The organism is Nostoc sp. XA010 (assembly GCF_020829625.1).
In the GTDB taxonomy this organism is placed as follows: Bacteria; Cyanobacteriota; Cyanobacteriia; order Cyanobacteriales; family Nostocaceae; genus Nostoc.
Window position 1 is genome coordinate 143,412 of the sequence record NZ_JAIVFX010000014.1, and the last position, 19,209, is coordinate 162,620.

Consider the following 19,209-nt stretch of genomic DNA (forward strand, 5'->3'; position numbering starts at 1 on the left):
CTTTCATGCCTGATTCTCCTTTTCGATTTTCGATGATTGAACCTGATGCCAAAGCACCCACCTTGAAGCGCCTGCGTCAGTTAAGTCGGCTGCTGGATAATGTTATTACCATTCCTGGTACACAGATTGGTTTTGGTCTAGATCCAATTTTAGGACTTATACCTATTGGTGGTGATTTTTTGGGAATCATGTTTTCTAGCTACATCATCCTAGAAGCAGCGCGACTGGGTGTATCTAGAGCCACTTTAGGCAAAATGGTTCTAAATGTGATCATTGATGGCTTAGTAGGCGCTGTGCCTGTTTTGGGCGACTTTTTTGATTTTACCTGGCGAGCTAACACTAATAATATCAAGCTATTAGAAGATTACTTAAAGTTTCCTAGCCAGCAAAAGAGTGCAGACGGGTGGTTTATCTTTGGCGTTTTGGTAGGATTATTGCTGATTGCCATTGTTTTAGTAGCATTACCAGTGATACTAGTTAGAATGCTGTGGAACGCCTTAACTGGCGGTTAAATTATTTATTAATAACGGAATGAAAGATTGGTGGCAAGCTACTTTTCCGAAAGGGCGGCAAAGTCTAATTATTACTGATGCTAAAGGTTATCCTGTACAAATTTCTTATGGCGAAAAAGGTAAAGGTAAACCGCTAATTCTATTACATGGCATGGGGAGTTGGAGCTATAACTGGCGCCATAGTATAGCACCATTATCTAAATATTTTCGGGTAATTTGTTTTGATGCTAAAGGTTTTGGTTTTTCCGAAAAACCATTGTCGCGTAGAGAAGACAACGGTCATCAAGTTATTGAGTTTAAAAGAGTTATTGAGGCATTATGTGACGAACCCGCAGTGATTGTGGCTGAATCTTTGGGGGGATTGGTTGCCCTTGCCCTTGCTCAAGAAAATCCGCAGTTAGTCGGGCGACTTATAGTCGTAAACGTACCTATTTTTGCCGAACGTCTACCCCATTGGGCTATGTGGTTACTTGCCCAAATACCCTTGGAAATAATACAAACAATTGATTCTTTACGTCTAGCATATTTGTTTGCACCTCTATTTAGAGAAATTATGGCGATAGAAAGACGTAGAGTATTATTTGATCCATCAATTTTGACACAGGAAGATGTCTATTGGATAACTTACCCGTTTATTGAGCTACCTGGTACAGTTGCAAAAGTCGCTGAAGAGTTACAAATAGCAGCGCGAGAAATTGAGAATTGGCAAGAAAATAAGCCTAATATGCTTACCAAAATTCAAAATAACCTAAGTGCAATTAAGTGCCCTACATTAGTTTTGTGGGGTGAGCAAGATAGTTGGTTTCCTGCTATTCATGGGGAAAAACTGCATCAAAATATTCCCAATTCTAAATTAAAAATTTTGTCTAACTGTTATCATGATGCTTCATCTGGTGCTTTTGAAGCGTTGAATGCAGCGATTATTGACTTTTTACAAGATACTCATTTTTAAATCTACATGAATTGCCCCTACGGGAAATCAAGATTTTCACTGCCTTTTTGCATAAGTCCTAGAATTAAATAAAAAGAGAGTGGGAGGAAGCATATCAGTCAGCTTTCAAACTCCCACTCAGCCATTTGCTACTGAAGTGAACAGGAATGTATACAGACGTTGCCCTTATTTGGGGACTAATGCGTACTTCAACAACAACGCCGCATTTAATATTCCTGTTGCAGCAAATGCCAAACCTGATTATTAATATTTATCTGCTGATAAAAATATTCTGCAAATAATTGGTAGAGATAGTTTTTTCTTGTAAATCACTTAGTAAATAGGGTTTTACAAAAGGGATTTTCTTACGTGGTAGTTGCTGATAACAAAACCCTTGAAGTCGTTTATCTTTGTACAATTTAACTTGGCTAATCAGAATCTGGTTGCCATTTTGGCAAGTTTTTAAATTAAAAAATTGGTGTATTTGAATACAAATACTAGACCCAGACGAACAGACGAAGACGATAGAGATTAAGCTTATTGGGGATTCCTGATAAACGATTCTTGGGCGATAGTATAACTGTAGATTCTTTCAATTCTCTTATCTACCATGCCAAAACAGTCTATAGGTCTTGATAACCAACTCTATAATTACCTTTTATCTGTTTCGTTGCGGGAACCGGAGATTCTTTTGAAGTTGCGCCAAGAAACCGCCAGGCATCCTCGAAGTGGAATGCAGATTTCACCAGAACAAGGGCAGTTTATGAGGCTTTTGGTACAGCTTATTGGAGCTAAGAAAACCCTGGAAGTTGGAGTCTTTACTGGTTATAGCTCACTTTCTGTAGCTTTGGCGCTCCCGGCTGATGGGAAGATAATCGCTGCTGATGTGAGTGAAGAATTTACTGCGATCGCCCGTCGATATTGGCAAGAAGCCGGGGTTGCTGATAAAATTGATCTGCGCTTGGCACCAGGTTTAGAAACTTTAGATCAGCTATTGGCAACTGGACAAGCCGAGACATTTGATTTTGCTTTTATTGATGCTGATAAAGAAAATTATGATGGATATTATGAGCGATCGCTACAATTAATACGTCCAGGTGGATTGATTGCTATTGATAATGTTTTATGGTCAGGACAAGTTGCTAACCCGCAAAATCAAGATGAAAGCACCCAAGCTATCCGGGCGCTCAACGAGAAGTTACATCATGACGAACGGATAACGCTCTCCCTTGTCCCCATCGCTGATGGACTGACTTTAGCTATCAAGCGATCTTAGTATACTGATTTCTAGTTGTTTATATAGCAGTTCTCGACAAGCGTGAGGTACAATTTTGACCTCATTTCCATTCCTCTCTCCTAAAAGGAGAGAGGCTTTGAATTGTTCCCCATTCTCGTTTCGGGAAGGGAGTTAGGTTTATTTGCATACTTATACCTTACTGGATTGAAAATGGCTATAAATTACGCAAACAACAGCCGAGACTTTTATTTCTAGGTAGGGGCAATTCATGAATTGCCCCTATTTCTATCTTCAATTAGAAGTTGTAGCCAAGTCCTAATTGTAGCCCGACATCAGTTTCATCCATAAAAGCAGCATTTACAGCGCCATTTAACGTAAATCGAGTACCGAGAGGAACGTCTACACCACCAGTTAGCAGTAATCCAAAATCAGTATCGACATTAGTTTCTATGGCTACGCCAGCACCCAGATAAGGAGAGATAGAGAAAGTTCGTTGGCCCACCTCAGCGCTTGCGCGAGGAGTAAAATCTAAAGTCAACGGAACCAAAAACAATGTATCATCCCCAAAGATCACTGATGGACGGACTGAGATATTGCGTGTCAGACCAATTTTGCTGAACACTGCAAAGTTGCTGTCGCCCAAAGCTGTATCGTCACCGCTCAAACCAATGTTACCACCACCCCCGATGTAGCTAGGGCCACCAAGAGTAGTTCTACCTGGTCTTACATTAGGCGTTGTGCCATCTGTATTTCCTGTTGGCGGCTGATTTAACTGACTAATGTTAACATCAGGTGGGACGAGGACTTGATTAATTGCATGGATAACACCATTGCTAGCTTGGACATCCGCCTGGATAACTCTGGCATTATTCACCGAGACTTGATTATTAGCGCGATCAATTTGAATATTTACAGGGCTTTGTTCAGAGGTTCTCAGTTCTCCAGCCGATAGTTGACTAGAAGTTACTGCACCAGGAACCACATGGTATGACAAAATCTTTATCAATGCATCTCTGTTTTCTGGTTGCTGTAACTGCTGTAAGGTAGCAGCAGGTAAAGCAGCAAATGCTTGATCGGTGGGAGCGAAGACTGTATAAGGGCCAGGCTGTTGAAGAATATCTGTTAAACCAGCTGTCTTTAATAAAGAAGTCAGAGTTGTCAAAGAAGTACTGGATGCAGCAAGAGAAACAATATCATTACCGGTTTGAGTTGCACCGACAATATATTGAGTAGCTGGAAGATTGCTAGCAATGGGTTGCACTCTTCCTTGTTTAGCCAAAGCTTGATATAAGAGTGCCGCAGCTTCAGCACGAGTTAGAGGCTGTTGCGGATTGAGTTGTTTTACATCGGGATAATTAACAACAATATTAGATTGCGTTGCTGCTGTCACATTAGCAACAGCATAGTTCGGGATAGCTGAAGCGTCGGTGTAGTAGGTGCTGAGGTCAGTACTGGTTCCAGTGGTGCTACCAGTTAAACCCAAACCACTGGTTACAGCAACGATCGCCTGTACCTTCGGTATTTGTTCACTTGGTCTAAATACGTTCCCAGGATAGCCTGCCAGAAATCCAGTTTCGTAGGCGTTCTGAATTGCAGAAGCTGCCCAATAGCCAGCAGGAACATCCTTAAATCCACCTGCACTTAATTGCCGAACTCGATTTTGGTTAGGGAAAGCTTTTTGAATTAGGGCGGCAAACTCAGCACGAGTAACACCTTGATTTGGCCTAAAGCTGCCATCTGGAAAGCCACTAATTACATTATTGTCAGCTAAGGCTTGAATGAAGGGACGCGCCCAATAATCTGAGGAAACATCAGACAAGTTTACTGATGAAGTAGGCGATGGTGTTGCAGGTGATTGTGTTTCAGGTGATGGTGTTGCAGGCGATGGTGTCGTAGATGGAACAGTATTTTGAGATAAAGCTGGGGTAGAAATTACTATGGGAGTGATTGTAGCAGCTGTCATTCCCAGAACTACTAAAGCAACCCTTGCTGATGGCCAACGAAAGGAACTAAACATGGAAATATCCTCAATTATCTAAATGTTCACCACACGTAGTACAAAATTTCTATTTGGTTTTTAAAAAACCGCATATAACACTAATAACCATAAGCAACGATATTGTGCTATATGGTATGTTGCAAAAATAAAGATCCTTACATGCGAGTAGGCGATTTTATCAGTTATAAAATCGCAGCCAAGCACTAGAATAATTAGCTTTTAATAGCCATCTCTTTATAATTGCAGAAGATGGTTAATGCCGTCAAGCTACATGCATCATGATCTTTAGCAACATTTAAGAAATAAAATTTGTCTTGGCGATATTTTGTATTATTAATCTTTGAGCGAAATTATACAACTAACTAATGGCTAGGTTCCGAGGAATAACTTTCACTCTTTAGATAGTTGTCTATGATGGTAAATTTTCTAATACTAGACTGAAAATTAGCGATCGCAATCAAAAATTGTGGGCATGATTGCGCCAAGATTTTTGACTAGGAATTATTTTTTTGCAAAATACAATTTTACAAAAATGAATCTACGGATAAATAAGGATTTTTAAAGTGTCTAATATGTAACATTTTTGCTCATAATTCCTCTGGAGGTAGGATAATAAATCCGGTTTTACTCCACCACTAAACCCAGTGTTTTCACATAAATGCACCGTATTCTGGCGTTTTAAGCTACTGGAAGCGTCATTATAAAAAGTTTTAGTTATACCCTTGCACTAGCAAATCTGCAATTGAGGTTAGTAATTAAGTTGGTCGTACTGGTTTGGCAACGTGTTTTGGAAACCCGGCTGCTAAAATTTACCCAGCGATCGCTTTCTCTAGCATAGGGGGTAAGGGCGATCGCAAAAATCGGAAAACCCTCTTTTCCCCTGTATCCCCCGCCCCCTAGCTCCCGCCTCCTTCAAATCAACATTGCAGCAATACAAGCGGTAATAAAACTTGCTAACAATCCGCCAATCATTGACCTTACACCCATACGAGCTAAATCATGCTGGCGATTAGGTGCTATTCCAGTAATACCGCCAATAGTAATTCCAATTGAACCGATATTTGCAAAATTACATAAGGCGTAAGTCGCAATAATTACTGCACGTTGGGAAATTTTACCACTTTCAATTAGTGTCTTTAAATCCAAAAAAGCAATAAACTCATTCAGAATTGTTTTTGTACCCAATAAAGCCCCTACTTGCCGACAATCAGCCCAAGGTACGCCCATCAGCCAAGCTACGGGAGCCATAATAAAAGATAAAATCCACTGTAATGACAGTTGCTGTAAACCCACAAATGCCCCCAACCATCCCAGCAGTGCATTCAGAGCAGCTAATAATCCTAAAAAAGCAATAATCATCACCCCAACATTAACTGCTAATTTCACACCATCAATTGCTCCGGTAGTAGCAGCATCAATTACATTTACATAATTGGTTTCTACATCTGCTTTTACGTTGCCAGCCGTCTCTGATACTTCTGTTTCTGGGTACAGCAATTTTGATACCACCAACGATGTGGGAGCAGTCATAAAAAAAGCAGCAATCAGGTGTTCTGCTGGTATCCCAAAGGAGAGATATGCCCCTAATACTCCACCGGCAATTGTGGCAAAACCACCCGTCATCACGGCATGAAGTTCTGATTGCGTCATCTTCGCTATATAAGGTTTAACCATCAACACCGACTCTGTTGGCCCCAAAAAGATGTTACCTGCACAGGATAAAGATTCAGAACCGGATGTTTTCATCGTCTTCATCATTACCCACGCCATCACATTTACGACTCGCTGTAAAATGCCGTAGTAATACAAAACGCTGATGAAGGAAGAGAAAAAGATAATTGTCGGCAGTACTTGGAAAGCAAAGAAATGATCCTTAAAATTTTCTCCAAAGACAAATTTTGCACCAACATCAGAAAATGCTAAAAATTGGCTGACAATATCTCCCAGAGATTTAAACACATTCAAACCCCAAGGAGTTTTAAGAATCATTAGCGCCAATGCAAACTCCAATCCCAAACCCCATGCCACCACACGCCAACGCACCGCACGACGATTAACCGAGAAGGCGTAGGATATACCGATAAAAACTAAAATCCCCAACGCAGAAATAGCGCTTTCCATATTTACTCCCGGAGATGTATGACAATGGCACTTAGCCACAAAGCATACACAAAAATCCGCGTATTTTTATGGGTTTGTAGTGAATTACTAGGGTTTTGATGGTGTAAAGAAGGAAGTACTGCTGACTTCATAGCTCGTCGTAGTTCATTGCAGTGGCTTGTCCCTCTGCAATTTCTTGTTTGGCTTCTTTAGCAGCAGCAATAAGTTTTGATTGTGTTTTCTGGAATGATTGATTCCATCTGATTTCATCTTGCAGATCATCAATGTACTCCCGCAGATGCTCTGCAATTCGATCTTGTACCTCAATGGGTAAAGACTCCATCATTTTGATCACGGTGGTAATTGCTGCTGAAGACATGGTGAATTGCTCTCATACAACGCTTTACTCTTAAAGCTAACATCAATGCTGTTTAGTACGGTTGCTATAGCGATCGCACTGTGTAGGAGATAATGCTTTGACCGATTTGCAGGATAGGCATAGCAATAAAAGGGAACAAATCGGAGGCTGCTAGTTAGGCAAAATCAACCCCTTTATTTATTATTAGCATTTTAAGCGCAGCCGTTTTTGTTGATGCAAGAAGAATTTGTTTTTGGGCGAATACAAGTTTTTGGGAACTCGACAGAAGAAGCATCTAACATTTCTTTGTAGATGCAAAGTAAATTTTCTAGATGATCTCCGCTTAATTGCTTAAAGGGTTCAGGAAATTCTTCTACAGGTATAATATCTCTCTCTTTTACATTCAATCCTAAAGCGCGAAATCCAGTCGTAACACCCGCATGAAGATATACTTCCTGAAGTTGAAAACCTAGATATTTAGTAATGCGAAGGGCAACATCATAATTGGCTAATTCGCCAAATCCTTCTACTTTATTTCTAACATCCTGAACAAATTTATAAATATTATTAAAGTTTTCAAAATCAATAGTACACTGAGTATCTAAATCTTCTAAAGCAATCTCAGCCGCTAAAGCTAGACGCCGACGACCAACACGCCTTTGATAACTATGAAGTTTTCCCTGCTCGTCTTCGCTAAGAAAAGCTTTTCTGACAGCATCTTTTAAATTGTCAGCTTGTTTATACCAAGAATATTCTTTCTCTGCATAGAGATAAACATTCTTATGATAGTGCTCGTATATGTCTGTGTAGGATTTCATATCTAAAAACTCATCATTCAAGTCCTACTGTAATCTTTGAAACTATGCTCGTCAACGTTATTAAGTATATTTTTCTCATCCTCTAACTGGACATTAAACACCAAAGCACGAATTTTTTGCCGCAGTTCTGTATTGATTTGTCTTTCATAACCCCATAACCGTGCGATAATGAGCTTCAATTTGAGCGACGCTTTCAGATTTGCGCTTTGTCTCCCATTGACTGCGGTTAAATAATTCTTGTCGCAATTCATCAACATTAATTGTGGTAACTTTGCCATCAGCAACAATTTGCTTACCATTTACCCAAGCACTATCAACAACATTAGTAGGACGACCTAAGACTAATAAGCCAATGGGATCTGTACGGGGTAGTAATGATAAATTGGTGAGGTCATAAAGTACCAAATCGGCTTGTTTACCCACAGTAAGGGAACCGAGTTTGTCTGCTATATTTAGTCCTTTTGCGCCTCCCAAGGATGCCATTTCTACAGCTTGTCTGGGCGTAATCCAGTTTTGATAATTTGAGTCTGTAACATTATGTAAAATAGAACCCATTTTGATTGCTTCTAGCAAGTCTTGAGAGTCATTACTCGAAGCACCATCGCAACCAAAAGTTACATTTACTCCAGCTTGACGATATTTTAAAATGGGAGCGATGCCACTGCCTAAACGCAAATTACTTAAGGGATTATGAACAACTGTAGATTGAGTTTCGGCGAGAATGGCGATATCAGCATCATTTAACCAAACGCAATGAGCTAGAGTTGTACGATCGCTCAGATATCCGATTCTTTTCAAATGTTCTACAGCAGTACAACCGTACTTCTCTTGGGCGAGTTTTTCCTGTGCCCTGGTTTCGAGTAAATGGGAGTGACGACAAAGATTATAGTGATCGCTTAACTCACTACATCCTGTAAACAAAGCATCAGTACACAATTGTATACCTGTTGGTGCAACTAAAATATTTATACCCTCATCCGGGCGATGAAACTGTCTTACCGCTTCTTCGATGATTTCCAATGTTGCCGCAGTTGAGCGAAAATAAGGTTCATGAGTTTGGGCTGATTCCCCAGATGGAATACCTGCACTGAGGGACTCATCTTGAATTAAGGGGGCGATAAAGGCACGAATTCCCACTTCTTTGTAAGCGCGAGTTGCAATGGCGATCGTTTCTAACTCAAGTCCGGGAATTAACACCAGGTGATCTACTACACTCGTCCCGCCGGAAAGTAGAGTTTCCACCGCAGTACCCAAAGCGCTGAGATAAACCTGTTCGGGATCGAGAGGGGCAAAATCATACAGTTCCGCCAACCATAATTCTAAAGGGAAAGCTGACATGATTCCCCGTTGCCACATCTCTGATGAGTGGGTGTGGGCGTTGAAAAAGCCAGGTAGCAATAGCTTATTTTTGCCATCTATAGGTGTGCCGATTACCTGTAGATTGGGGGCAATGGCTGCAATTGCACCATCTATAATCTGTACATCTACCGTTGCATAATCATCATCGGCGGCAATCAAAACATTCTGGATGGTGAAATTTACCATATTTAACCTTGATTAAGTAATTGTATTCTCAAGTGAATTTCAAGTTACAAAATAGAAAATGGCGTTCGGTATTGCAATTTTATGAATTTACCATTACGGACATTGGGAGTTCCACCAAATGCGTGGACAGTGAATGATGCGATCGCAGATATCACTCGTCCTCAAAAGGCTCCACAACCCGTTCTTTTATCAACAGAAACTAAAACCCTGCGCCTAGACTTGGCAAAAGCTGCTATCCTCATCATTGATATGCAAAACGACTTCTGTCACCCTGATGGCTGGTTAGCGCATATCGGCGTGGACGTAACTCCAGCGCTTCAGCCTATTAAACCTTTGAACAACCTACTTCCAGAACTGCGTGAGGCTGGTGTTCCAGTCATTTGGATAAATTGGGGAAATCGTCCCGACTTGCTCAATATTAGTGCTGCTTCGCGCCACGTCTATAATCCCACAGGGGAGGGAGTGGGATTGGGCGATCCACTGCCAAGCAATGGTGCTAGAGTACTCATGGCAGGTAGTTGGGCCGCAGCAGTAGTAGACGAACTAGAAAAAATACCCGAAGATATTTGTGTGGACAAATACCGCATGAGTGGATTTTGGGATACACCCTTGGATAGCATCTTGCGGAATCTGGGAAAGACAACATTATTTTTTGCTGGTGTTAATGCCGATCAATGTGTCCTAACTACCTTATGTGATGCCAACTTCTTAGGATATGATTGCGTGTTAGTTAAAGACTGTACCGCTACCACTTCTCCTGAATATTGTTGGCTAGCGACATTGTACAATGTTAAACAATGCTTCGGTTTTGTGACTGACTCCCAAGAAATTTTAACAGCGCTGCAAAAGGGTGAGGAGTGAATCAATTTTGGATTTTGGATTTTAGATTTTAGATTGATCCCATGCATGAATGCTCTTTCTTCCCTACGGGACGCTGTGCGAACGATTAAGAATTTTAGATTTTAGATTTGTTCTCGCGTTTAAAGTCGCTTGCTCTCAGACTTTTTTAAATTTTGGACTTTCCTGCGGAACGCTACGGGTAGCTTGCTCCCCCGGAGGGTTACGGTGTGAGCGCTCAATCCAAAATCCAAAATTTAAAATCTAAAATTCTGTGATTCAAAGCTCGGATTTTAGGAATTTTCATACCCATCGATAACTTCAGAGGGGATAAATAAATGTACGCTACTCGTTGTGTAATTCCGGTTATCAGATCTAGCAAAGATTACCAAGTATATCGCATCAGTCCCGACGCCTCGAATCGATTAGCAATTATCTTCGATTCGACAAGTGCTAATACTTCGTTGACTTGCTGCATAGAAATTTTCGATGTTGGTGGAGAAACACCCCCAAATCGCCATCAGTGGGCGGTGGAAATGTTTTTTGTCCTCAAAGGGGAAGGGATCGCCATCTGTGACGGCAAGAGTGCCACAATCAAAGCTGGAGATAGTTTATTAGTGCCTCCCACTGGTACTCATTTGATTAAAAATACTGGTTCTACTCGCTTGTACACATTGACTGTTATGATTCCCAATGAAGACTTTTCGGAATTGATTCGCAGTGGTATTCCGGCGGAGTTAGATGCAGAAGATATGGCAGTACTGGGGAGATTTGATGCTTTGATGCCCTGTTAAAATAATTTGTAATACTCGCCTCCGGCGAGAAGCAAGCTACGTAATGACGCTCGATGACTCGCTAACGCTGCGCTAACGTAATTTAATTTATTGGGGATTCCTCGTTTCCATGTGAAACACGGGAACGAGGAAATATTATGAATTACGCATAATTTATCGTTAAAAAACTTTTAGCTTATTAACTACGAACTTTAGTCAGGATTTTTTGGGAATAAAACGAAGCTGATTCTTCGTTTTTGGCACAATCTTGGGCAAACTTAATCAAATGATGTCCGACAAGTCCAACGTGAATCAAGTTTTCAATATTACCTGCTTTTAATGCTGGCTTGGCCATTTTCCAAAAAGTTTGACGATAGTTACTAAATATGCCTACTCGCAGCAAAATATTGGTTAAATAAGTTAAACCTTTGCGAATATTAGCCCCAGAGGTACGAGCTGGGCTGTTAGGTACTTCAATGCGGTTTGGATAGGTGTGTTCTATGTTGTAGGCAAACCGTTGATATAAAAATTCTGGCTCATAAGCAGTTGTGATGCAGCGCCGCCACATCTCAACAACTTGCTCGTAGGGCATCAAAAACTCAACATTTGATTCGCGGCTTTCATCAAACACAAGCCGTCCTTCTGCTTCTAACCTCCGCCATAAAGGAGTTCTCGGTAATGCATGAAGTAGGTTAATTGTCAACATGGGAATTTGGGATGCCCGAATAAATTCGATAATTCGGTCTGCTGTTTCTGGTGTATCTGTATCTAACCCGATGATGATTCCTGATACTACTTCCATGCCATAGCTATTTAAAACCTGAATTGCTTTTAAGATTGGCATACTCAGATTTTGGTCTTTAGAAATGGCGTGGAGAGCATTTGGTTCTGGTGTTTCGATACCGCAAAAGATTGTGCAAAAATAGGCTTCGCGCATCATTTCCAGCAGTTTTGGACTTTGAGCTAAGTTGAGCGTTGCTTCACAGGCAAACTGGATGGGGTAGCCATAGCGTTTTTGCCAGTCAATCAGATGAGGAAGCAACTTCATGGCGGCGCGGCGATCGCCAACAAAGTTATCATCAACAAAATACACTGCCCCCAGATTGCCAGATTGTCGCATTGCATCTAACTCTGCGACTACTTGCTCTGGTGTTTTCATCCGGGGACTATTGCCATAGAGTTCTGGAATATCACAAAACTCGCAGTGATAAGGGCAACCACTAGAAAACTGCACATTTGCCAGGAAATAATCATTGATATTCAGCAAATGATAAGCTGGAGTAGGAAACTCTGTTAGGGGTAAACGTTCCTTGGTTTCAAAGCGAATTTGCGCTTGAGGACGTTCCAGGTTTTGGTCTAAATACTCGATCATGCGATCGCTTCCATCTCCCAATTCACCCAAATGTAAAATATCAAACTCAGGATAATATTCTGGACACCCAGATACCGAGGGGCCACCGACAACTGTAATTTTGCCCGCTCGATGGGCAAGTTCATTAATTTGATTAATCTGTGGTTTTTGGATATGCATTCCACTGACAATCACCACATCACACCATTGGTAATCTGCTCTGGTTGCTGATTTGACATTCTCATCAATAAACCGCACTTCCCATTCTTTAGGTAAGTAGGCAGCCACAATTAAAATACCTTGGGGTGGCATAAAAGCCCGGACATTACCCATAAGTGGGTAGGCATGATGAAAAGTGCCAAAGGAGCGGCTGTACTTAGGAAAGATACAAAGGATACGTCGATGTTGCGAGGGAACGTAGCTGGTTCTCTTAGTGCTAGGAGCAGTTTTTGAATCGGCCCCTATATGGGTTGGGTTTTCTAAAGACTTCAGATTTACAGTCATCGCAAATTTCACCCCGAAAAACTGAGCAGCTAATTTGACAATTTATTGACACAATCATCAGTTGTAATTCCAACTAGCTTACCGTGATATTTCAGAACTTTTTAACTGTAAGATAGAAAACTTACCTAAAAGCACAGCCTCAATTGGCTTGCAAACAACTATCTTGAAAATAGGGCATAGGCACTTGTACTGAACGTTGTACTTAGAACGACCAATTTATCTATTTCATAATTGGGCAGCCGCTCAACATCCAGTATTCAAAGAAATATTTTACATTCAGCTACTCCCAGAATTGCGATCGCGGGGCAAAACACCTTTACTGGGTGTTGCTTGCATCATCGCTGTGCGTAATGCAAATCCCTATCCCACATCAACTTCGTGACGTTACTGAGCATAATAGCTTTAATCCCCTGACTCGCTTTCCAATCCGATATGGGCAGATTAATGCGTCGAATATTAAATTTGTCCCAGCTTCTACCAAAATCACTAATCTAACTTTGGGAAATCCTGCTCGCGTTCCAGGAGGACTACCGAGACGACCAAAAACCCTTGTATTTTCATTACTATCTGGGATATCTAAGCAAGTTCCATCAATCACTACAATTCGTAGCCCGTCTTTATAGAGAATTGGTATCACAGCATTTACTGATGAGCATGAGTTGCACTGCAAGGTACATCTTTGTGCCATGAACCACGACCGCCAGCAGATAAATTAGCTGTAAGTACTACCTCTCCCTTTTTGTTTACCGCCCATCCACTTGCTTCTACAATAGGTTCTGGTGTTGGTGTTAGTGCCTTAGTGGTAAGAGGTGGATTGCTGCTCCGGCGTAGCCCACCGTTCGCGTAGCGTCTCCAATTGGCATCGCTGCTAGGCTTGAGTGATACCCAACCTACTTCTACTGTGCCGTTTGGGAGAACATCCTTGGTGGGATTAGGAGGTAAACCGCCGCTTCCAGTAATGATAAAGCTGCTTTGAGCATAACCTGGACTATCGCAGACTTGCGCTACTTCAGTTTCTACAGCCATCGTGGGTAACTCAACTAAGCCACTGTTAGGGTCGATGCCAGGTGTATTGAGTTCTACAGTCCCTTGTGTACCAAATTCTGAACTAGCAGTGATGTCACTCAAGAGAGTTGGACTTTCACGAAACTTAATACCATAAATGCCATTCGCTTTGATATGCACTCTCCCACCTTTACCTGTAAAAGCATTGGCAGTGATATCGCTGTTTTCACCAGGCACGGCAACGATGAAACCATTAGGAGCATTGATATTGATGTTACCTCCGTTTCCACCCTTCTGGTCTGTGCCTGCGGTGGTGGATATTTCACTACCGCCACGCAATAGTAAAAGATCATCGACAGTTAAATTGATATTTCCACCATCACCAGAGTTGCTTGCTGCTGCAATAAATCCTTGGTTATCAAGTGTTGTGGAACCAGAATTAATATTAATATCTCCGGCTTTCCCTTCTCCCTCACTGCTGGTACTTACTCGCCCACCATTACTTAAAGAGAAATCATTTGTGATCAGGTTAATATTACCACCATAGCCTATTGAACCTTTTTCGGTGTTAGCAAATAATCCGGTATCTGTTCCAGATAAGCTGATCTGGTCACGGATTTCTAAGTTAATATTTCCGGCTTGGGCATTACCGGAGGTCGCAGTTAAGAATTGTGCGCCATTATTGGCTATTAAGTTATTAGCATTGACCTGAATATTACCCCCTTTACCAATATTATTAGTAGAAGCTGATATTTGCACGCCATCATTAATGTCTAACTTTTGAGTGGTAATTTGAATATTACCTGCGTCACCTGTACCTGTACTTTCTACTGTTAATTTACCTTGACCTGCAATGTTAATAGTTTCTGGTGCTGCGAGAATTAAGTCACCACCTTTACCACTGGCAGAAGTGGAAGCGGAAATAATGGAACTAGGGAAAAGAGTAATGTCTAAATCGGGCTGGTTTTGATAAGGATTAAGTTTTAATGTGCCTGCGGGTGCTTCTCCTCGGGTTTCAGCAAAAACACCAACAATACCCGCTAGGTCTATTTTAGAGGCGTTTAAGGTGATGCTACCACCACCTTGGGTATTAGTGGCTGTTTTAGTCGCAGTTGCAGTGATGCGGGCAGTATCGGATACGGTGAGGTTAGGAGTATTAACAATGATATCCCCGGCTTTTCCTGCACCACTCGTTTCCACAGAGAGGATGGGAGTAAAGTCTTGCACACCAATACCAAGATTAACTTTATTGGGCGCGTTGATGGTGATTGTCCCGCCATCACCGATGCCTGTGGTTGTGGCGAAGATTTTCCCAGCATTGGCTACTGTTAAAGTAGGAGTGTTGAGGGTGATGTCTCCGGCTTTTCCATCTGCTGTCGTGGAAGCTGAGATTTCTGAAGCATCTGTAAGGACTAAGTTATTGGCATTAATTTGAATATTGCCGGCTTGACCTTGACTGCTAGTGTTACTTGTAATTTTACTAATATTATTATTATTGAAGGTGACAGTACTAGGACTGGTGATAGTTATGTTTCCTGGGGGGTCGCTGCCTCTGGCGTCACTTTCAATGCGACTATTGTTAAAGGTGAGATTACCTGTACTGCTAACAGTTACATTCCCTGATTGACCTACTCCTGCGACATCTAGGATAGTGTCTTCTCCTAGAAACCGATTCTTGATAGTTACCTGTTTACTGGTAATAATGTCAGTATTTGTCAGCGATAAATCCCCAAAACCCTTAATTTGAACATCTCCAGATTTGGAGTTAGAAGACAGAGTTAAAATTTCTAAATCTGTAATTTGATTTTTAGCCGCTAAAGTAACGTTACCACCTTGTCCTGAAACTCTGGTTTTAGAAACAGAAAATGAAGAAAAAACAGTAACTACATCTTCATAATATCTGGTGCCCTTAATATCACCCTGTGCAGTGAGTGTAATTCTCCCACCATTTCCTGCTGTGCCATAGGGTGAATATGAGGAGGAGTCGAGCTCGCCAAGAGTAGAGATATTGCCTTGTGCATTCACAGTAATATCCCCACCATTTCCTGCTGCTGTGCCATAAGATGAATATGAGTATGAGTTAACGGATTCAGTAGAGATATTGCCCTGTGCAGTGAGAGTAATATCCCCAGCATTTCCTGCTGTGCCATAAGTTGAAGATGAATTGGAGTTAAGGGATTCAGTAGAGATATTGCCCTGTGCAGTCACAGTAATATCTCCACTATTTCCTCCCGTTCCAAAAGGTGAGGAGGAGTTAAGGTAGCGAGTAAAAATATTGCCCTGTGCAGTGAGAGTAATATCCCCACTATTTCCTGCTGCTGTTGTGCCCTCATCAGATGAATATGAGTAGGAGTTGACCTGTTGTTGAGTAGAGATATCGCCCTGTGCAGTTACAGTAATATCCCCACCATTGCCATAATATGAAGATGATATGGAGTTAAGAAACTGAGTAAAGATATTACCCTGTGCAGTCAGAGTAATATCCCCACCATTTCCTCCTGTGCCTGAAACTGAACCTGAAAATGAGGAGGAGTCAAGGTCGAGAGTAGAGATATTGCCCTGTGCAGTCAGAGTAATCTCCCCACCATTTCTTGCCCTGTCATAATCTGAACGTGAGTAGGAGTCAAGGTCGAGAGTAGAGATATTGCCCTGTGCAGTCAGAGTAATCTCCCCACCATTTCCAGCCGTGTCATAAGATGAATATGAGAAGGAGTCAAGGTCGAGAGTAGAGATATTGCCCTGTGCAGTCAAAGTAATCTCCCCACCATTTCCAGCCGTGTCATAAGATGAATATGAGAAGGACTGAAGGGATTGAGTAGAGATATTGCCCTCTGTGGCAGTTAAAGTTATATTGCCTCCCCCCAGATTATCGTATTTAGTATCAATAGTACCTAGTGTCAAACTCGCTCCAGAAATGCCAATATCTCTACCATTGGTTTTGATGGTGTCGGCGGTTTGCATTTGAAAATTACCAATTCCATCTCCATCAACACCAGCATTAAAAGTAACTTTACCGCTACCATTAGCTAAATTTAAACTATTACCACTTAACGTCTTAATGGTAATATCATTTGTTGCCTGGAGAATAATATTAGTATTTCCAGACAGCCCTTCTACTGTAGATTTATAAATTGTCGCTCGACTATTATCTGGTGTATTTTCAGCAATAGTTATATTTTTAGTATTTAGCAATAATGTATTTGTATCTAAATTTCCTCTAACTATTAAATTTTCTGCACCTGTTAAATTAATTGTCCCATTCTGTGCTGTTAATATACCTGTGTTGGAAACATTAGCCCCAAATAGAGTTATATTCTTCCCCTCCCCAACAGTTAAATTAGCTTGATTATTTATTTGGGCTTGCTGATTTTTTAAAGCATTAACAAATAACGCATTTGGTTGTATAGTTAGTAAATTACTTTTTGCTGGTTCAGTAGCACTAAATAACCCTTTCTCTCCCAACTTTATCTCATTCGCAGTTGTGGCAGTAAATGCCCCCCGAATATCTAACGAGGCATTCTTACCAAAAATAATTCCCGACGGATTAATTAGAAACAAATTAGCCGTACCGTTAGCGCGAATTAATCCATCAATGTTGGAGACTGACCCACCTGTAACTCGACTAATAATATTTTGAATATCTACAGCATTATTAAAAGAAGCAGCGCCGTTAGTAGGCACAGAAAACTCGCCAAAGCTGTGAAACAGATTACCGCCAGCTTGAGTTCCTCCAGTAATGTTAAAGGTGTCACCCTCTCTTGTGACCCTAGTGTTATTAGGTAAAGTGCCATCTGGAGTAATTTGAGCGATCGCACAATCAATGGTACAAAAGCTGACACCTAGAGCGATAGTCACTAAAGCACCCCAACGAGTAGAACCCAAACCGGACATTGCAAGCCTCCACTAATAGCAGCAGCAAACTTTAGTTAAGCATAAATCAAGTTACTAGCTGTTTGACAGCTAGTAATCAGGCTAGTAAGACTTCACCCGAAAACTCCAGTTTTTCGCAAAAGTTGATATTTTTTATTGAGTAAGTAGGGAAGCGATCGCCAAATTAAGGAACATCCAAAAAACTGATGCAACAACCCTTGTTGTTTTTTAGGCATTTTACCGAGAAAGTTGGTTAAAAGTTGGTATTGCTGGTACGATTTTAACTAGCATCAATTTTCGGAAAAAACCTATATTGCACCTTTTCTATGAAAAGAAAACAAATTCTTGGCTTTCTGGGTATAGCAGTTGCAGGCTTGCTCCTGGCAATGGGTTTACCATTGGTTACTCCTTCTCCTGGAGTAGCACAATCAAGCACCAACATAATCGTGTCCGCAGCTTCTAGCTTAAAAGATGCGCTGGAAGAAATTAAGCCTTTATACCAACAAAGTAAATCAAATATCAACATTAGTTATAACTTTGGGGCTTCTGGTGCTTTGCAGCAACAGATTGAACAAGGTGCGCCTGCGGATATCTTTATTTCTGCTGCTAAAAAGCAGGTGGATGCCTTAGAACAAAAAGGACTGTTGCTACCAGGTAGCCGTACTAACTTGGCAAATAACAGTCTAGTCTTGATTGTGGCTCAGGATGTTGTTGGTATCAGTAGTTTCTCCAATTTAATAAATAGCAAGATTAAGAAAATTGCGATCGGTGAACCCAGGAGTGTACCGGCAGGGCAATATGGAGAGGAAGTCTTAAAGAATTTGAAACTTTATGATCAGCTTAAATCAAAATTTGTCTTTGGTAACAATGTGCGTCAAGTTTTGGCAGCAGTAGAAAGTGGTAATGCCCAAGCGGGCATAGTTTATGCCACTGATGCCAAAACTTCCAACAAGGTAAAAGTCGTAGTCACTGCTGACGAAAAGCTTCACTCACCGATTGTCTATCCAGTAGCAGTAATTAGAGGCAGTAAAAATATTTCTGCTGCCAAACAATTTGTCCAGTTTTTATCTGGCAGTCAAGCTAAGACTGTATTGAGAAAATATGGGTTTATTGTCTGAATGTCTAATTAGTAATTGTTTGCAAGTAAGCTGAAAAAACATCCATCAGCAGCTATTCCTTCGTGATAGAAAAAAGTCTTGCCAGCATCCACAAAGGCATTTCAGTAATGCTAAACGAATAATTGTGGAATGTCAGCTTATTGAAGCTCCCTGTCTCTAAAGAGGCGGGGAATTTTAATAGCTGGCTTTCTTGTGCATAAGCACCTACAGTTAGCGGGAACTTAGACAAAAATTAAGAACATTATGACAAC

General features: G+C 41.1%; 14 protein-coding genes and 1 pseudogene. 6 read left to right on the forward strand and 9 right to left on the reverse strand.

All coding sequences use genetic code 11. The features are described from left to right. Nucleotides 1–5 precede the first annotated feature (5 nt). The 3 genes from LC608_RS20750 to LC608_RS20760 all read left to right on the forward strand — a co-directional run bounded on the left by LC608_RS20750 (nucleotide 6) and on the right by LC608_RS20760 (nucleotide 2,719). Nucleotides 6–512 (forward strand): DUF4112 domain-containing protein, encoded by a 507-nt coding sequence (locus tag LC608_RS20750; protein ID WP_229555313.1) that lies wholly within the window; start codon nucleotides 6–8, stop codon nucleotides 510–512. 19 nt (nucleotides 513–531) lie between these two features. Beyond that, nucleotides 532–1,464, forward strand: coding sequence for an alpha/beta fold hydrolase (locus tag LC608_RS20755; RefSeq protein WP_229555314.1), 933 nt, complete (start codon nucleotides 532–534; stop codon nucleotides 1,462–1,464). A 589-nt stretch (nucleotides 1,465–2,053) separates the two neighbouring features. After that, entirely contained in the window at nucleotides 2,054–2,719 is a 666-nt protein-coding gene (locus tag LC608_RS20760) for a class I SAM-dependent methyltransferase (RefSeq protein WP_229555315.1), read from the forward strand. 256 nt (nucleotides 2,720–2,975) lie between these two features. On the opposite strand, the gene LC608_RS20765 is transcribed toward LC608_RS20760, so the two are convergent. The 5 genes from LC608_RS20765 to LC608_RS20785 form a co-directional block, all read right to left on the reverse strand. Beyond that, nucleotides 2,976–4,697, reverse strand: coding sequence for a fasciclin domain-containing protein (locus LC608_RS20765; RefSeq protein WP_229555316.1), 1,722 nt, complete (start codon nucleotides 4,695–4,697; stop codon nucleotides 2,976–2,978). An 894-nt stretch (nucleotides 4,698–5,591) separates the two neighbouring features. Beyond that, a complete protein-coding gene (locus LC608_RS20770; protein ID WP_229555317.1) occupies nucleotides 5,592–6,800 on the reverse strand; it encodes a NupC/NupG family nucleoside CNT transporter in 1,209 nt (402 codons plus the stop codon). 127 nt (nucleotides 6,801–6,927) lie between these two features. After that, nucleotides 6,928–7,158 carry a hypothetical protein gene (locus LC608_RS20775; RefSeq protein ID WP_229555318.1) on the reverse strand — a complete coding sequence of 77 codons (231 nt, stop codon included), beginning with the start codon at nucleotides 7,156–7,158 and terminating at the stop codon, nucleotides 6,928–6,930. Nucleotides 7,159–7,349: 191 nt separating this feature from the next. Next, the gene (locus tag LC608_RS20780; RefSeq protein WP_229555319.1) at nucleotides 7,350–7,955 is read right to left on the reverse strand and encodes a hypothetical protein; all 606 of its coding nucleotides are present in this window, start codon (nucleotides 7,953–7,955) and stop codon (nucleotides 7,350–7,352) included. 144 nt (nucleotides 7,956–8,099) lie between these two features. Continuing rightward, nucleotides 8,100–9,500 carry an amidohydrolase gene (locus LC608_RS20785; protein ID WP_229555320.1) on the reverse strand — a complete coding sequence of 467 codons (1,401 nt, stop codon included), beginning with the start codon at nucleotides 9,498–9,500 and terminating at the stop codon, nucleotides 8,100–8,102. An 81-nt stretch (nucleotides 9,501–9,581) separates the two neighbouring features. Between LC608_RS20785 and LC608_RS20790 the strand changes: the two genes are divergently transcribed. Further along, on the forward strand, nucleotides 9,582–10,361 hold the full coding sequence (locus tag LC608_RS20790) for a cysteine hydrolase family protein (RefSeq protein ID WP_229555321.1): 780 nt from the start codon (nucleotides 9,582–9,584) through the stop codon (nucleotides 10,359–10,361). Nucleotides 10,362–10,675: 314 nt separating this feature from the next. Beyond that, nucleotides 10,676–11,131, forward strand: coding sequence for a cupin domain-containing protein (locus LC608_RS20795; protein ID WP_229555322.1), 456 nt, complete (start codon nucleotides 10,676–10,678; stop codon nucleotides 11,129–11,131). Between the two features lie 178 nt (nucleotides 11,132–11,309). Here the strand turns inward: LC608_RS20795 and LC608_RS20800 are convergent, their stop codons facing one another. The 4 genes and pseudogenes from LC608_RS20800 to LC608_RS36935 all read right to left on the reverse strand — a co-directional run bounded on the left by LC608_RS20800 (nucleotide 11,310) and on the right by LC608_RS36935 (nucleotide 18,076). After that, a complete protein-coding gene (locus tag LC608_RS20800; protein WP_229555323.1) occupies nucleotides 11,310–12,965 on the reverse strand; it encodes a B12-binding domain-containing radical SAM protein in 1,656 nt (551 codons plus the stop codon). 312 nt (nucleotides 12,966–13,277) lie between these two features. Then, nucleotides 13,278–13,575: pseudogene (locus LC608_RS20805) on the reverse strand (IS4 family transposase); the annotation flags it as partial. A 32-nt stretch (nucleotides 13,576–13,607) separates the two neighbouring features. Then, entirely contained in the window at nucleotides 13,608–17,861 is a 4,254-nt protein-coding gene (locus tag LC608_RS20810) for a filamentous hemagglutinin N-terminal domain-containing protein (RefSeq protein WP_229555324.1), read from the reverse strand. Nucleotides 17,862–17,953: 92 nt separating this feature from the next. Continuing rightward, a complete protein-coding gene (locus LC608_RS36935) occupies nucleotides 17,954–18,076 on the reverse strand; it encodes a hypothetical protein (RefSeq protein WP_267871146.1) in 123 nt (40 codons plus the stop codon). 90 nt (nucleotides 18,077–18,166) lie between these two features. Here LC608_RS36935 and modA point away from each other — a divergent pair, with 90 nt between their 5' ends. Further along, nucleotides 18,167–18,958: a molybdate ABC transporter substrate-binding protein gene (modA, locus tag LC608_RS20815; protein WP_229555325.1), complete on the forward strand. Its 792-nt coding sequence runs from the start codon at nucleotides 18,167–18,169 to the stop codon at nucleotides 18,956–18,958. Nucleotides 18,959–19,209 lie beyond the last annotated feature (251 nt).

What these genes read in the sequence shown, in the direction of transcription:
- LC608_RS20750 (WP_229555313.1), top strand. Translation starts at nt 6, where the DNA reads ATGCCTGATTCTCCTTTTCGATTTTCGATGATTGAACCTGATGCCAAA.
- LC608_RS20755 (WP_229555314.1), top strand. Translation starts at nt 532, where the DNA reads ATGAAAGATTGGTGGCAAGCTACTTTTCCGAAAGGGCGGCAAAGTCTA.
- LC608_RS20760 (WP_229555315.1), top strand. Translation starts at nt 2,054, where the DNA reads ATGCCAAAACAGTCTATAGGTCTTGATAACCAACTCTATAATTACCTT.
- LC608_RS20765 (WP_229555316.1), bottom strand. Translation starts at nt 4,697, where the DNA reads ATGTTTAGTTCCTTTCGTTGGCCATCAGCAAGGGTTGCTTTAGTAGTT.
- LC608_RS20770 (WP_229555317.1), bottom strand. Translation starts at nt 6,800, where the DNA reads ATGGAAAGCGCTATTTCTGCGTTGGGGATTTTAGTTTTTATCGGTATA.
- LC608_RS20775 (WP_229555318.1), bottom strand. Translation starts at nt 7,158, where the DNA reads ATGTCTTCAGCAGCAATTACCACCGTGATCAAAATGATGGAGTCTTTA.
- LC608_RS20780 (WP_229555319.1), bottom strand. Translation starts at nt 7,955, where the DNA reads ATGAAATCCTACACAGACATATACGAGCACTATCATAAGAATGTTTAT.
- LC608_RS20785 (WP_229555320.1), bottom strand. Translation starts at nt 9,500, where the DNA reads ATGGTAAATTTCACCATCCAGAATGTTTTGATTGCCGCCGATGATGAT.
- LC608_RS20790 (WP_229555321.1), top strand. Translation starts at nt 9,582, where the DNA reads ATGAATTTACCATTACGGACATTGGGAGTTCCACCAAATGCGTGGACA.
- LC608_RS20795 (WP_229555322.1), top strand. Translation starts at nt 10,676, where the DNA reads ATGTACGCTACTCGTTGTGTAATTCCGGTTATCAGATCTAGCAAAGAT.
- LC608_RS20800 (WP_229555323.1), bottom strand. Translation starts at nt 12,965, where the DNA reads ATGACTGTAAATCTGAAGTCTTTAGAAAACCCAACCCATATAGGGGCC.
- LC608_RS20810 (WP_229555324.1), bottom strand. Translation starts at nt 17,861, where the DNA reads ATGTCCGGTTTGGGTTCTACTCGTTGGGGTGCTTTAGTGACTATCGCT.
- LC608_RS36935 (WP_267871146.1), bottom strand. Translation starts at nt 18,076, where the DNA reads ATGCCTAAAAAACAACAAGGGTTGTTGCATCAGTTTTTTGGATGTTCC.
- modA (WP_229555325.1), top strand. Translation starts at nt 18,167, where the DNA reads ATGAAAAGAAAACAAATTCTTGGCTTTCTGGGTATAGCAGTTGCAGGC.